The organism is Mycobacterium sp. NGS16, assembly GCF_059813225.1.
On the sequence record NZ_JCALEE010000003.1, the window covers coordinates 34,272 to 48,494 of the forward strand.

Consider the following 14,223-nt stretch of genomic DNA (forward strand, 5'->3'; position numbering starts at 1 on the left):
GTTCGACGTCCGGGACGGTACCCGCCTAGGCTTGCAGCGTGTTCGCTATGAACCTGGTGGGTATCGTCCTCGGCGTTTTGCAGCTCGTCGTCTTCGCGACGTCGGTATACGCGTTCGTACACGCGGCGATGCAGCGCTCCGACGCCTACACCGCGGCCGACAAGCTCACCAAGCCGGTCTGGCTGGTGATCCTCGGGGTGTGCGGGCTGCTGGCCCTGGTGCTGCAGGTGATGGGGATGGCGATCGCCGCCTGTGCCGCCGGGGTGTACCTGGTGGATGTGCGGCCCAGATTGCTTGAGGTCCAAGGCAAGTCCCACTAGCCCCATGGCCCGTTCGACTATCAGCGCCGTCGGGATCGTGGCAGCGGTACTGGTACCTGCCGCGCCGGTGTGGGCCGACGCCGGGTCGCCGGGCCTCGTCGACCACACCGAATGGGTGGGCTACGGCGACCTGTCCAGCCTGCGGGTGTATCCGACCCCGGCCGGCCGGGCCGCCGCCGCCCGGGTGGACGGCGCGGCCGAGGGCGAGCAAGCGTGGCGCGAAGTGCTCGCCGGCGCCCCCGAGGCCGACACCCCGAGCATGCGCGACCAATTCCTGTGTCACTGGAACTACGCCGAGTTCGCCCGGCCCGGCAAGACCAGTTGGAATCTGGAGCCGTGGCGCCCGGTCGTCGACGGTGTCACGATGCTGGAGTCCGGCTGCAACCCCGGCGCCGCCGAGGAGGCCTTCTGATGGCCGGGCAATCCGGGCCCCGGTGGGGCCGTGAACAGGTCGCGAAACTCGTCGACCACACCCTGCTCAAACCCGAAGCCACCCCGGCGCAGGTCGTCGCCGTCGTCGCCGAAGCTGCCGAACTCGGCGTCGCCGCGGTGTGTGTGTCCCCGTCGATGGTGGCCGTCGCCGCGGCCGCCAATCCGGCCGGTGTCCGGATCGCCGCGGTCGCGGGCTTCCCATCCGGCAAGCACCTGCCGGTGGTCAAAGCGCAGGAGGCGGCGCTGGCGGTGGCGGCCGGGGCCGCTGAAATCGACATGGTGATCGACATCGGTGCGGCGTGCGCGGGCGATTTCGCCGCGGTCGGCGCCGACATCGGCACCGTGCGCGCCGCCGCGCCCGACGCCGTGCTCAAGGTGATCCTGGAGTCCGCCGCGCTGCTGGAGCTGGGCGGTGAGGCCACCCTGGTCGCGGCTTGCCGCGCCGCCGAGGACGCCGGCGCGGATTTCGTCAAGACCTCCACCGGATTTCACCCCTCCGGCGGGGCGTCGGTGCGCGCGGTGACGCTGATGGCCGACACCGTTGGTGACCGGCTGGGCATCAAGGCTAGCGGCGGGATCCGCACGGCCGACGATGCGCTGGCCATGCTCGAGGCCGGGGCGACCCGGCTGGGACTGTCGGGCACCCGGGCGGTGCTCGACGGGCTGAGCTAGCTAACGCTTACAGCCGCGCGAAGCACTGACTCGACGACGACGCCGGGATGGTGGCGTTCTGCGTCGAAAACTTAACCACCACACCGGAATCGGTGACCTGCGAGCTGTCGATGTGGATCCCCAGCGGAAGATCGCCGGTCACCTTGGCGGTGAGGTCATCGAGGTTGCGCTGCACGGTGTCGGTGTCCAGGTCGTGGCCGAGCGCCTCCAGGTCCACCACCTGCAGGTGCAGCCCGTTGTCGACGATCTCCGGCTTGACGGTGGCGCGGTTGAGCAGGCCCTTGAGCTCCACGGTGCCGGCGCCCGGATCGGTGCTGACCTTGCCGGTGACGATGCTGCCGATCACCGGGACCACATCTTGAATCGACTGCTTGATGCCGTCCGCCGGCCAGGTGATGGTGCCGTCCAGCGACCCGATGGTGCCCTTGGAGTCCGAGGTCTTTTTCACATGGATGTCGCGGATGTCAAGGTCGAGCTGCATGCCCTTGGCCTTGCGGATCTGGTTGCCGGCGGTCTGCACCGAGATGTGCGGATAGTCGCCCCGCAGGTACTGCGCCAGCACCGGCGGACTGGAGTCGAACGACACCGTGGCGGTGTCCTCCGCCTCGCATTGGACCGCGTCGGCGACCAGGCTCTTAGCCCGGTGCGTGGCGTAGAGCTGGCCGCCGAACAACGCGACCACCGCCAGCACCAGCACCACGGTCAGCGCCAGCAGGACTGCCGGAAGGCCGGTGAACCGGTGCGGGGGACGCGTAGACCCGGGAGTAGTCATTACTGCAGGTTACAGGTGCGCGAAACAGGGGTCGTCGGACTTGGGCATGGTGGCGTTGCGGGTGGAGAACCGGGCCACCACACCGGTGTCGGTGACCTGGATGCTGTCGGCGCGCAGGCCGAGCGGGTACTTCTTGGTCAGCTCCTTGGCGAATCGGTCCAGCTCCGGCTGAATCGATTCGCGCGGCAGCGTCAGCGCACCCAGGCCGGTGAGTTTCTGCACCTGCAGTGAGAGCCCGCCGTCGACCACCTCCGGCTTGACCACCACGGTGGCCAGGCCGAACGCCCCATTGAGTTCGACGGTGCCGTCCTTGGCGTTGGTCTTCAGATCCGAGACCAGGTTGCCCAGGATCGGCACCATCGACTGGACGGTCTCCTTGATGCCGGCCGCCGGCCAGGTCAAGGTGGCGTCCAGGGCGCCGATGGTGCCCTTGGAGTCGCCGGTGCCGTGCAGATCGACGTCGGAGATGTTCAGGTCTGCGGTCATCTGCTGGGCGTCTTTGACCTGGTTGCCCGCGGTGTGGATGGAGATGTTGGTGTAGTTGCCGGTGAAGTGCTGCCACAGGAACGGCGGCGTCACCCCGAACGACACTTTGGCCTTGTCGTGCACCACGCATTCGGTGGCCTTGGCCACCTTGTTGTCGGCGATCCGGCGGGCGATCAGCTCGGCGCCGATCAAACCGGCCAGCGCCAGCGCGATCACCGTGACGAAGATCAGCACCAGGGCCAGCGGGTCCCGCAGCACCGAGGCCGACCGCGGCCGGGTGGGCGGGGCTTCGATCACGGTGGTGGGTGCCTCGCCGGCCGGGTTCTGGGCCGGTGGGGGCGGCGCGGCCGGCGGGGGCGGGTTGGACGGTGGCGGCGGCGCGGGAGCCGCGGGTGGGCTGGGAATCCGGGTGGTCGGCTCGTCGCGGTGCGGGCCGCTGACCGGCATCTGCCGGGTCGGCGACGCGGACGGCTCCGGCCGAGGTGGCGTGATGCCCTCGGTGGGCTGGTCGGGCTGGCCGGTGGGGCGCGCCCAAGGTGACTGGTCGCCGTGGGAAGGTCCGGGCGGATTGCTCACCCGCGCGATTCTGCCTTACCGACCTGAACAAAGTCCGCACGATTGCTCAACACCGCCAGCGTTCGGCGGGCGGTGGCGACCGCGTCGAGGTCGAGGTCGCAGACCAGCAGCTGCGGTTGCGGGCCGGCCGCTGCCAGCACCTCACCCCACGGTGAGGCGACCAGGCTGTGGCCGACCCCAGTCGGTGCACCCGACGAGTTCGCCGGGTCGGGGCCACCGGGTTCGGCCTGCCCGGCGGCGAGGAGGTAGCTCGTGGAGTCCAGCGCCCGCGCGCAGGCCAGCAGTTCCCACTGCCGCAACTTGCCCGGCCCGGCGCCCCACGAGGCGCACACCGCGATCATCTGGGCGCCGCGGTCGGCCAGCTCGGTGTACAGCGTCGGGAACCGGATGTCATAGCAGGTGGACAAACCGACCCCGACGCCGTCGACATCGATCACCACCGGATCGAATCCCGGTGCCACGGTGCGGGATTCGGTGAAGCCGAACGCGTCATACAGATGGATCTTGTGGTAGTGCGCCTCGGCTGCGGGCCCGGCTGCCAGCAGGGTGTTTCGCACCCGCGCGTCGTCGGCCGGGGTGAACATGCCCGCGACGACGGTGATGTTGTGCTGCGCCGCGATCTGCCGCACGCGATCCGCCCATGGCCCGTCGAGCGGTTCGGCGACCGGGCCCAGCGGCACCCCGAACCGGCACATGGCGGCCTCCGGGAACACCACCAGCTGGGCGCCCTGGGCCGCGGCCCGCTCGGTGTAATCGGCCACCAGCTGCAGGTTGTCGGCCGGGTCGGTGCCGCTGAGGATCTGCGCCAACGCAATCCGCATGGGTTCAGCCTATTCCGGTCGCGCGGCGCCGCCCTGCTGCAGCCACATCGAGGTGAACCGTTGCTCGGCGGTCATCAGCTCGGTCAGCTGGCTGCCGATGAAGTTCTCGATCTTGCCGCCCACCAGCGGGATGTCGACCTGCACCGTCGCGGTCAGCCGCAGCGCAGCGCCGCCGGCCGCCGGTTCGAGCACCGCATCCCCGGACAGCTTGGCCGGCGCGCCGACGATCTTGCCGGTGACCTCGGCGTGTGCCCGCCCATCGCGGATCGGACGCCACCGCTCGTGGCGTGCCACCTCCAGGTCGCCGGGATGGAACTGGGCGGCCAGCGCCGGCAGCTTGGCGCGGTGAATGCCCTGGGTGGTGGCGACGTCGACACCGCCGTCGGTCCCGACGCTCATCGTGTCCAGGGTGGCGGTGTCGGCGCCCGAATCGGCCAGCCTGGCCAGCCAGTATTGCTCGTCGGCGAATGCGGCATACACCTGCTCGACGCTTGCCGGATAGTGCTCGGACAGCGTGAATGTACGCGGCATAGCTGGTCACGCTACCGTTACCGGCCGTGGCGGGTTCCGAGTTCGCGGGCGCGCGTGTCGCCGAGGCGGTGCCGCTGGCGCCGTTGACCACGTTGCGGGTCGGGCCGGTCGCCCAGCGGGTCATCACCTGCGCCGACGCCGAGCAGATCGTGGCCACCGTGGGTGAACTCGACCGGGCCGGGGTCCGCCCGCTGCTGCTGTCGGGTGGCTCCAACGTGGTGATCGCCGACGACCTGGCCGACCTGACCGTGGTACTGCTGGCCAACGACGGCATCGAGATCGACGGCAACCTGCTGCGGGCCCAGGCCGGCGCGATCTGGGACGACGTGGTCGCCCGTGCGGTCGCCGCGGGGCTGGGCGGGCTGGAGTGCCTGTCGGGCATTCCCGGTTCGGCCGGGGCGACCCCGGTACAGAACGTCGGGGCGTACGGCGCGGAGGTCGCCGACACCTTGACCCGGGTGCGGCTGCTGGACCGTCGCACCGGCACCGTGCGCTGGGTATCGGGTGCGGAGTTGGGCTTCGGCTACCGCACCAGCGTGCTGAAGTACTCGGATGCGGCCGTGGTGTTGGAGGTGGAATTCGCCCTGGACCCCGCCGGGCGCAGCGCGCCGCTGCGCTACGGCGAACTGGCCACCGCATTGCAGGCCTCCGACGGCGACCGCGCCGACCCGGCCGCGGTGCGCGCCGCAGTGCTCACGCTGCGCTCAGCCAAGGGCATGGTGCTCGACGCCGATGATCACGACACCTGGAGTGTGGGCTCGTTCTTCACCAATCCGGTTGTGCCGCACGGCCTCTACCGGGAGATCGCCGACCGGGAGGACGGTCCGGTCCCGCACTGGGACGCTGCCGGCGGTGTGAAGCTGGCGGCCGGCTGGCTGGTGGAGCGGTCCGGCTTCGGCAAGGGCTATCCAAGCGACGGGCACGCGGCCGCCCGGTTATCGACCAAGCATGCGCTGGCGCTGACCAACCGGGGCGGCGCCACCACCGCCGACGTGCTGGCGCTGGCGCGCACTGTGCGCGACGGGGTGCGCGCGGCGTTCGGCATCACCTTGCACCCGGAGCCGGTGCTGGTGGGCTGCACGCTGTAACGAACATCGCAGGTGGTCACCCACACCGGCCGGTATCTTGGGATGCCGTGAACCTGAACCGGCGAAGGGCTCTGGCCGCGCTGGCGGCCGGGGTGCTGGCGCCGCAGGCGTTGGCGGGCTGCTCCAGCCGCGCCGGCAAGAGCGCCGACAAGGCGCCGCCGGCCGCGCCCGCCCTGAACTTCGAGCCCCCGGTCGGCCAGACCGACGTGTTGCCCACCGCCGAAGTCGCCGTCACCGTCACCGACGGCTGGCTTCAGCGGGTGGCGCTGACCAGCCCGGCCGGCAAGGTGCTGTCCGGGACGTTCAACCGGGACCGCACCCGCTACACCGTCACCGAGCCGCTGGGCTACGACGCCGTCTACACCTGGAGCGGCTCGGTGGTGGGCCACGACGGCAACGCCGTGCCGGTCGCCGGCACCGTCACCACGGTCACACCCACCACCGTGATCGATGGCGGATTTCAGCTGGCCGACGGGCAGACCGTCGGTGTCGCGGCGCCGGTGATCCTGCAGTTCGACGCGCCGATCGCGGACAAGGCGGCCGTCGAGGCGGCGCTGACCGTCACCACCGAACCACCGGTGGAGGGCGGTTGGGCCTGGCTGCCCGATGAGGTGCAGGGCGCCCGCGTGCACTGGCGTAGCCGCGACTACTTCCCGGCCGGAGCCACCGTTCGCGTCGACGCCAAGCTGTACGGCCTGGCCTTCGGTGACGGCGCCTACGGCGCCCAGGACATGTCGCTGGAATTCTCGATCGGGCGCCGGCAGGTGGTGAAGGCCGAAGTCTCCTCGCACCGCATCCAGGTGATCCGCGACGAAGGCGTGATCATGGACTTCCCGTGCAGCTACGGCCAGGCCGACAAGCCGCGCAACATCACCCGCAACGGCATCCATGTGGTCAGCGAGAAGTACGCCGACTTCTACATGTCCAACCCGGCCGCCGGCTACAGCAACATCCACGAGCGCTGGGCGGTCCGCATCTCCAACAACGGCGAATTCATCCACGCCAACCCGGCCAGCTCCGGTGCCCAGGGCAACACCAACGTCACCAACGGCTGCATCAACTTGTCGACCGAGGACGCCGAGCAGTACTTCCACAGCGCGATCTACGGCGACCCGGTTGAGGTGACCGGCAGCTCGATCGAACTGTCCTACGCCGACGGCGACATCTGGGACTGGGCGGTGGACTGGGACACCTGGCGGTCCATGTCGGCCGTGCAAGCGGACTCGTCGGCGCCGCCGTCGCCCCGGACCTCGCTGCCCAGCACCGCGCCGGCCACCCCGACCGACGCGCCGACGCTCTCGGGCACCCCGACGACGCCGTCGCCGAGCGCTACACGATCCGGCGGTTAGCGAAGCTCGACGAAGGAGAGCCGAAGCTGGACCGCCGCATCAAACCCGGCGGTTAGCGAAGCTCGACGAAGGAGAGCCGAAGCTGGACCGCCGCATCAAACCCGGCGGTTAGCCCGCGTGGCGCTGGCCTGGTCGCGGGGGCGGATCACGATCTGGTCCAGGTCGACGTGCGGGGGCCGGGAAGCGACGAACCCGATCACCTCGGCGATGTCGGCCGCCGTCAACGGAGTCAGTCCGGCATAGACGGCGTCGGAGCGCTCGCGGTCACCGTCGAAGCGCACCAGGGAGAACTCGGTGTCCACCATGCCGGGCGCGATCTCGGTGAGCCGCACCGGTTTTCCTAACAGCTCGCCGCGCAGCGTGCGGTGCAGCGCGCTCTGGGCGTGCTTGGCCGAGGTGTAACCGGCGCCGCCGTCATAGATCTCGAACGCCGCGATCGAGGTCACAGTGACGACCAGGCCGTCACCGGAGGCAATCAGCTTCGGTAGCAGCGCACGGGTCACCTGCAGCGTGCCCAGCACGTTGGTCTCCCACATCCACCGCCAGTGTTCGAGGTCGGCCTCGCCGACCGGAGCCAGGCCCTTGGCCCCGCCGGCGTTGTTGACCAGCACATGTATCGAATCGGCGACCCGGTCGCAGGTTTCGGCCAGCGCCGCGACCGCGGCGGCGTCGGTGACGTCCGCCACGACGGCGGTGCCGCCGATCTCGCGGGCCAGTGCGGAGATCCGGTCGGCGCGGCGAGCCACGGCGATCACGTGAAAGCCTTGCCCGGCAAGGGTTCTCGCGGTCGCCTCGCCGATACCCGAGCTGGCCCCGGTGACCACGGCGACCGGTTGCCCGGTGCGCTGATGCTGCGCAGGTGTCGTCATCGACCCAACTTTAGTGACCGTGATACATTTCTCCGTTATGTACCGCAGTGCCCGCTATCTGACAGCGGTCTGTCTCCTCGCCGACGGCGCCTGTTGTCGCTGCGCATGTTGCCGCGCTTGACCTGCTGCGAATAGCGCTCCCTGATCGGAGAGTTCGCCGGGTCGTAGCTGCGGCCAGGCCCCATTCGGACTTTCCAGACAAGGACACAGCGTGCGCACCACCTCTCTCACCACCCACCGCTCCACTCACCGCAACGGCGCTCTCCGCGCGCACCCGCGCGTCGTGCCGCCGTCACTGCAGCTGCCCGAGACCGCCGGCGCCGCCGTCTTCGCCGCGGTGCGCCAGCGCGGCCCGATCGCCCGGGAAGCCATCGCCGGCGCCACCTCGCTGAGTGTGGCCACGGTCAACCGCCAGGTCAGCGCGCTGCTGCAGGCCGGTCTGCTGCTGGAGCGCGCGGATCTGGCGACCTCCGGCGCGATCGGGCGCCCGCGGCGGCCGGTGGTGGTCAACCACGAGCCGTTCCTGGTTCTGGGTCTGCACATCGGGGCCAAAACCACCAGCATCGTGGCCACCGACCTGCTCGGACGCACCCTCGACGTCGTCGAGACACCCACCCCGGCCAACGGGGCGGCGCCAGCGCTGGCCTCGCTGGCCGCCAGCGCCAGCCGGTATCTGACCCGCTGGCAGAAACGCCGGCCGCTGTGGGTCGGGGTGGCGACCGGCGGCGCCGTCGACAGCAGCACCGGCCACGTCGACCACCCCCGACTGGGCTGGACCGCCGCCCCGGTCGGGCCGGTGCTGGCCGAGGAGCTGCGGCTGCCGGTGTCGGTGGCCTCCCACGTCGACGCGATGGCCGGTGCCGAACTGCTGCTGGGGGTGCGCCGGCCGGTGGCCGGCAGCTCCACCAGCCTCTACGTCTACGCCCGGGAGACGGTCGGCTACGCCCTGGTGATCGGCGGGCGGGTGCACAGCCCGACCAGCGGTCCCGGCACCATCGCCGGCCTGCCGGTGTCCTCGGACCTGCTCGGCGGCTCTGGACAGCTGGAATCCACCGTCAGCGACGAGGCGGTGCTGGCCGCCGCCCGTCGGCTGCGGATTCTGCCGGACGGCAGCGGCGCGGCATCGGCGGCGGTGACCGGCCTGGTGCGCGAGGCCCGGGCCGGCAACGAACGGGCCGGCGCGCTGCTCACCGAACGCGCCCGGGTGCTCGGCGAAGCGGTGGCGCTGCTGCGGGACGTGCTCAACCCCGACGACCTGGTGGTCGGCGGCCAGGGCTTCACCGAATACCCGGAGGGCATGGCCGAGGTGGAGCGGGCGTTCGCGGAGCGTTCGGTGCTGGCCGGGCGCACGATCCGGGTCACCGCATTCGGCAACCGGGTCCAGGAGGCCGGCGCCGGCACGGTGTCGCTGGGCGGGCTCTACGCCGATCCGGTCGGGGCGATGCGCCGCTCCCGCGGGTCGGTGGCCCGAGCGGTCCCGGAAGTGTCGGCCTGACCGGACCTGTAAAGATGGCGGGGTGGCGAGTGGCGTCGGATCCGATGTGCGCCGGGTAGCGGTGCTGTCGGTTCACACCTCGCCGCTGGCCCAGCCCGGCACCGGCGATGCCGGCGGCATGAACGTCTATGTGCTGCAGAGCGCGCTGCACCTGGCCCGCCGCGGGGTGGCCGTGGAGGTCTTCACCCGCGCCACGTCCTCGGCCGATCCGCCGGTGCAACACGTCGCACCCGGTGTGCTGGTGCGCAACGTGGTGGCCGGGCCGTTCGAAGGCCTGGACAAGAACGATCTGCCCACCCAGCTGTGCGCGTTCGCCGCCGGGGTGCTGCGCGCCGAGGCCGCCCATGAGCCCGGCTACTACGACGTGGTGCATTCGCACTACTGGCTCTCCGGCCAGGTCGGCTGGCTGGCCGCGGATCGGTGGGCGGTGCCGCTGGTGCACACCGCGCACACCCTGGCCGGGGTCAAAAACGCCGCCCTGGCCGCCGGTGACACCCCCGAACCGCCGCTGCGCACGGTCGGCGAACAGCAGGTCGTCGACGAGGCGGACCGGCTGATCGTCAACACCGACGACGAAGCGCGCCAACTCGTCGCGCTGCACGGCGCCGACCGCGGCCGCATCGATGTGGCCCACCCGGGCGTCGACCTGGAGGTCTTCCGCCCGGGCGACAAGCAGCAGGCCCGGGCCGGCCTGGGCCTGTCGCCCGACGAGCCGATCGTGGCCTTCGTCGGCCGCATCCAGCCACTCAAGGCGCCCGACGTCCTGCTGCGGGCCGTCGCCAAGCTGCCCGGGGTGCGCGTGGTGGTGGCCGGGGGGCCGTCGGGCAGCAGCGGGCTGGCCGCTCCCGGCGGCCTGGTTCGGCTGGCCGGCGAACTGGGTATCAGCGACCGGGTGACGTTCTTGCCGCCGCAGTCCCGGGAGGAGCTGGCCACCCTGTTCCGGGCGGCCGATTTGGTGGCGGTGCCGAGCTACTCCGAATCGTTCGGCCTAGTAGCTCTGGAGGCCCAGGCCTGCGGAACGCCGGTGGTCGCCGCGGCCGTCGGCGGGCTGCCGGTGGCGGTGCGCGACGGGGTGACCGGGAAGCTGGTGGCCGGACACGGCATCGAGGCATGGGCGACCGCCATCGACGACCTGCTGCGCCTGGGCTCCGGGCCCCGCGGCTGGGCGATGCGGCGGGCCGCCGCCGCCCACGCGGCGACGTTCTCCTGGGAGCGCACCGTGGATGCCCAGCTGAGCAGTTACACCAGCGCGATCGAGGACTTCGCCGCGGCCCGCGGGGCGCGGATGCGGGTGGTCGGGTCGGCGCGGCGGCCCCGGCGCTGGCCGGCGCGACGCGGGGCGCGGGCGTGAACCCCGACGACGTCCGTCAGCTCATCGAGGACACCCTCAAGGCGGCCGAGCTGACCTACTCGGAGTTCCCGGGCGCGCACGGCGGGCTGCCGGGTCTGGTCGTCGAGCTGCCAGGCGAGCGCAAGCTCAAGACCAACACCATGCTCAGCGTGGGCGAGCACTCGGTGCGCGTCGAGGCCTTCGTCTGCCGCAAACCCGACGAGAACCATGCCGGGGTGTACCGGTATCTGCTCAAGCGCAACCGCCGGCTCTACGGGGTGGCCTACACCCTGGACAACGTCGGCGACATCTACCTCATCGGCCGGATGGCGCTGGCGTCGGTGACCGCCGAGGAGATCGACCGGGTGCTCGGGCAGGTGCTCGAAGCCGTCGACTTCGACTTCAACACGTTGCTGGAGTTGGGATTTGCCTCCTCCATCCAGAAGGAATGGGAGTGGCGGGTGTCCACCGGGCAGTCGCTGAAGAACCTGCGGGCCTTCGAGCATTTGATTGACAAGGACGACGACTGAGACACTGACGCCCATGTCTGACACTGCCACGCTGGTGCTGCTGCGCCACGGAGAGAGCGAATGGAACGCCAGCAACCAGTTCACTGGCTGGATGGATGTCAACCTCACCGACAAGGGCCGCGCCGAGGCGGTCCGCGCCGGTCAGCTGCTTGTCGAGCACGACCTGCTGCCGGACGTGGCCTACACCTCGCTGCTGCGGCGGGCGATCACCACCGCGAACCTGGCGCTGGACGCCGCCGACCGGCACTGGATCCCGGTCCGGCGCACCTGGCGGCTCAACGAACGCCACTACGGCGCGCTGCAGGGTCTGGACAAGGCCGCAACCAAGGCCCGCTACGGCGATGACCAGTTCATGACGTGGCGGCGCAGCTACGACACCCCGCCGCCGCCGATCGAGGCCGGCAGCCGCTACAGCCAGGACACCGACGCCCGCTACGCCGACATCGGTGGCGGCCCGCTGACCGAGTGCCTGGCCGACGTGGTGGCGCGCTTCCTGCCGTACTACACCGACGTCGTCATCCCGGACCTGCGGTGCGGCAAGACGGTGCTGATCGCGGCGCACGGCAACTCGTTGCGGGCGCTGGTGAAGTACCTCGATCGGATGACCGACGACGAGGTGGTTGGCTTGAACATCCCCACCGGCATCCCGCTGCGTTATGACCTGGACGCCGACCTACGTCCGCAGGTCGCCGGCGGTGTGTACCTGGACCCCGAGGCAGCCGCAGCGGGGGCCGCTGCGGTGGCCAGCCAGGGCGCCAAGTAGCCCTAGCTGGCCCTCCAGTGTGAATTCCGGGTGGAAACGGGGTGAAATCTTCCCCCTGAATTCACACTCGGCGCACGTCGTGGTCGAGCGCTGGTCAGATAGGGCGGTCAAACTGCGTACGATTTTGCCGTGGCTGCGACCTCGGCGCTGACGCTCGCTGCGGTGTCGGCACTACCGGCGCTCGCGGCCGGCGTGGCGGCTGGTTTCTGGCTGGCGCCGCGGCTGGCCGAGCGGCGCCGCCGGGTGGTCACCGAACGGGCGGGGATCACCGTCTCGCAGATGCTGCAGCGGATCGTCGCGCATGCCTCGTTGGGGATCGCCGTCGTCGACACCCACCGCGATGTCGTCTACCTCAACGAGCGCGCCTCCGAGTTGGGGCTGGTGCATGACCGGCTGCTCGACGATGTCGCCTGGGAGGCCGCACAGCGGGCCCTGGCCGGTGAAGAAGAGGTGGTGTTCGACCTCTCGGCGGCCAAGCGGGCGGCCGGGGCTACCCGATCAGAACTGTCGGCGGTGCGCGGGTACGCCCGGTTGCTGTCCGACGAGGATCGCCGGTTTGCGGTGGTGATCGTCGACGATCAATCCGAACAGGCCCGAATGGAAGCCAGCCGGCGCGACTTCGTGGCCAACGTCAGCCACGAACTCAAAACGCCGGTCGGGGCGATGGGCCTGCTCGCCGAGGCACTGCTGGCCTCAGCCGACGACCCCGAGGCGGTCCGCCCGTTCGCGGAGAAGGTGCTGCTGGAGGCGAACCGGCTGGCCAGCATGATCGGCGAGCTGATCGAGCTGTCCCGGCTGCAGGGCGCCGATCCGCTGCCGGACCTCGGCGCCGTGGACGTCGACAGCGTGGTCAACGAGGCGATCTCCCGGCACAAGGTGGCCGCCGACAACGCGGAGATCACCATCACCACCGACGCCCCGAGCGGCTTTCGGGTGCTCGGCGACGAGCCGCTGCTGGTCACCGCGCTGGCTAACCTGGTGTCGAACGCGATCGCCTACTCACCGCACGGCTCGCCGGTGTCGATCAGTCGCCGCAGCCGGGACGGTTTCGTGGAGATCGCGGTCACCGACCGCGGCATCGGAATCGCGCGCAAGGACCAACAGCGGGTCTTCGAGCGGTTCTTCCGCAGTGACAAGGCGCGCTCGCGGGCCACCGGTGGCAGCGGGCTCGGGTTGGCGATCGTCAAGCACGTGGCGGCCAACCACAACGGCACCATCACGCTGTGGAGCCAGCCGGGCACCGGTTCGACGTTCACTCTGGCAATTCCCGCCTACCAAGCCGATTCGGAGCGAAGGGATGAAGAGCAGCGATGACACCTGCTGTCGACGATGCAGAGCGGAGCGTGCGGAGCGATGAGGAGGAGCAGCAGCGATGACATCTGCTGTCGACGATGCAGAGCGGAGCGTGCGGAGCGATGAGGAGGAGCAGCAGCGATGACATCTGCTGTCGACGATGCAGAGCGGAGCGTGCGGAGCGATGAGGAGGAGCAGCAGCGATGACACACGTGTTGATCGTTGAGGACGAGGAGTCGCTGGCCGATCCGCTGGCGTTCCTGCTGCGCAAGGAGGGGTTCGAGGCGACCGTGGTCACCGACGGAACCGCGGCCCTGGCCGAGTTCGACCGGGCCGGCGCCGACATCGTCCTGCTGGACCTGATGCTTCCGGGGATGTCGGGCACCGACGTCTGCAAGGCGCTGCGGGCCCGCTCCAGCGTGCCGGTGATTATGGTCACTGCCCGCGACAGCGAGATCGACAAGGTCGTCGGGCTGGAGCTCGGTGCCGACGACTACGTGACCAAGCCGTATTCGGCCCGCGAACTGATCGCCCGGATCCGCGCGGTGCTGCGCCGCGGCGGCGACGACGAGGGCGGCGTGGGCGAGGGCGTACTGGAATCCGGCCCCGTCCGCATGGACGTCGAACGGCATGTGGTCATGGTCAACGGTGAGCAGATCACCTTGCCGCTCAAGGAGTTCGACCTGCTGGAATACCTGATGCGCAACACCGGCCGGGTGCTCACCCGCGGCCAGCTGATCGACCGGGTGTGGGGCGCCGACTACGTCGGCGACACCAAAACCCTGGATGTCCACGTCAAACGACTCCGGTCCAAGATCGAGGCCGATCCGGCCAACCCGGTGCACCTGGTTACCGTGCGCGGCCTCGGATACAAGCTGGAGGGCTGAGCCCGCAGC

Annotated in this window: 15 protein-coding genes and 1 pseudogene; 11 read left to right on the forward strand and 5 right to left on the reverse strand. The window is 70.4% G+C overall.

Features of this window, described 5'->3' with window-relative positions:
• The first annotated feature begins 47 nt into the window (after positions 1-47).
• The 3 genes from AC5Y4Q_RS09870 to deoC are packed head-to-tail and all read left to right on the forward strand — an operon-like array spanning position 48 to position 1,424.
• Positions 48-320, forward strand: coding sequence for a DUF2516 family protein (locus tag AC5Y4Q_RS09870; protein ID WP_499958809.1), 273 nt, complete (start codon positions 48-50; stop codon positions 318-320).
• A gap of 4 nt (positions 321-324) precedes the next feature.
• The gene (locus tag AC5Y4Q_RS09875) at positions 325-732 is read left to right on the forward strand and encodes a DUF2599 domain-containing protein (protein WP_064922489.1); all 408 of its coding nucleotides are present in this window, start codon (positions 325-327) and stop codon (positions 730-732) included.
• Positions 732-1,424, forward strand: coding sequence for a deoxyribose-phosphate aldolase (gene deoC / locus AC5Y4Q_RS09880; RefSeq protein WP_499958812.1), 693 nt, complete (start codon positions 732-734; stop codon positions 1,422-1,424). The genes AC5Y4Q_RS09875 and deoC overlap by 1 nt, the downstream gene beginning before the upstream one ends.
• A gap of 7 nt (positions 1,425-1,431) precedes the next feature.
• Here the strand turns inward: deoC and AC5Y4Q_RS09885 are convergent, their stop codons facing one another.
• From AC5Y4Q_RS09885 to AC5Y4Q_RS09900, 4 genes are all read right to left on the reverse strand, one after another.
• The gene (locus AC5Y4Q_RS09885; RefSeq protein WP_064922488.1) at positions 1,432-2,196 is read right to left on the reverse strand and encodes an LmeA family phospholipid-binding protein; all 765 of its coding nucleotides are present in this window, start codon (positions 2,194-2,196) and stop codon (positions 1,432-1,434) included.
• 9 nt (positions 2,197-2,205) lie between these two features.
• Entirely contained in the window at positions 2,206-3,129 is a 924-nt protein-coding gene (locus tag AC5Y4Q_RS09890; protein ID WP_499959044.1) for an LmeA family phospholipid-binding protein, read from the reverse strand.
• Positions 3,130-3,254: 125 nt separating this feature from the next.
• Complete coding sequence (locus tag AC5Y4Q_RS09895; protein WP_499958814.1) at positions 3,255-4,079, reverse strand: carbon-nitrogen hydrolase family protein; 825 nt, start codon at positions 4,077-4,079, stop codon at positions 3,255-3,257.
• Positions 4,080-4,088: 9 nt separating this feature from the next.
• The gene (locus AC5Y4Q_RS09900) at positions 4,089-4,610 is read right to left on the reverse strand and encodes a DUF2505 domain-containing protein (RefSeq protein WP_499958816.1); all 522 of its coding nucleotides are present in this window, start codon (positions 4,608-4,610) and stop codon (positions 4,089-4,091) included.
• A gap of 26 nt (positions 4,611-4,636) precedes the next feature.
• Here AC5Y4Q_RS09900 and AC5Y4Q_RS09905 point away from each other — a divergent pair, with 26 nt between their 5' ends.
• The gene (locus tag AC5Y4Q_RS09905; protein WP_125225238.1) at positions 4,637-5,698 is read left to right on the forward strand and encodes a UDP-N-acetylmuramate dehydrogenase; all 1,062 of its coding nucleotides are present in this window, start codon (positions 4,637-4,639) and stop codon (positions 5,696-5,698) included.
• Between the two features lie 5 nt (positions 5,699-5,703).
• On the forward strand, positions 5,704-7,047 hold the full coding sequence (locus tag AC5Y4Q_RS09910) for a L,D-transpeptidase (protein WP_499959046.1): 1,344 nt from the start codon (positions 5,704-5,706) through the stop codon (positions 7,045-7,047).
• Between the two features lie 95 nt (positions 7,048-7,142).
• On the opposite strand, the gene AC5Y4Q_RS09915 is transcribed toward AC5Y4Q_RS09910, so the two are convergent.
• The gene (locus AC5Y4Q_RS09915) at positions 7,143-7,916 is read right to left on the reverse strand and encodes an SDR family NAD(P)-dependent oxidoreductase (RefSeq protein ID WP_064922961.1); all 774 of its coding nucleotides are present in this window, start codon (positions 7,914-7,916) and stop codon (positions 7,143-7,145) included.
• Positions 7,917-8,127: 211 nt separating this feature from the next.
• Here AC5Y4Q_RS09915 and AC5Y4Q_RS09920 point away from each other — a divergent pair, with 211 nt between their 5' ends.
• From AC5Y4Q_RS09920 to regX, 6 genes and pseudogenes are all read left to right on the forward strand, one after another.
• The gene (locus AC5Y4Q_RS09920) at positions 8,128-9,411 is read left to right on the forward strand and encodes an ROK family protein (protein ID WP_064922963.1); all 1,284 of its coding nucleotides are present in this window, start codon (positions 8,128-8,130) and stop codon (positions 9,409-9,411) included.
• A 14-nt stretch (positions 9,412-9,425) separates the two neighbouring features.
• Positions 9,426-10,762: pseudogene (gene mshA, locus AC5Y4Q_RS09925) on the forward strand (D-inositol-3-phosphate glycosyltransferase).
• Positions 10,759-11,271, forward strand: coding sequence for a type III secretion system chaperone family protein (locus tag AC5Y4Q_RS09930; protein ID WP_064922965.1), 513 nt, complete (start codon positions 10,759-10,761; stop codon positions 11,269-11,271). The pseudogene mshA and the gene AC5Y4Q_RS09930 overlap by 4 nt, the downstream one beginning before the upstream one ends.
• Positions 11,272-11,284: 13 nt before the next feature.
• A complete protein-coding gene (locus tag AC5Y4Q_RS09935) occupies positions 11,285-12,034 on the forward strand; it encodes a phosphoglyceromutase (RefSeq protein ID WP_064922967.1) in 750 nt (249 codons plus the stop codon).
• A 129-nt stretch (positions 12,035-12,163) separates the two neighbouring features.
• The gene (locus AC5Y4Q_RS09940; RefSeq protein WP_064922969.1) at positions 12,164-13,348 is read left to right on the forward strand and encodes a sensor histidine kinase; all 1,185 of its coding nucleotides are present in this window, start codon (positions 12,164-12,166) and stop codon (positions 13,346-13,348) included.
• A 182-nt stretch (positions 13,349-13,530) separates the two neighbouring features.
• On the forward strand, positions 13,531-14,214 hold the full coding sequence (regX, locus tag AC5Y4Q_RS09945; RefSeq protein WP_064922971.1) for a two-component sensory transduction protein RegX: 684 nt from the start codon (positions 13,531-13,533) through the stop codon (positions 14,212-14,214).
• Positions 14,215-14,223: the final 9 nt, after the last annotated feature.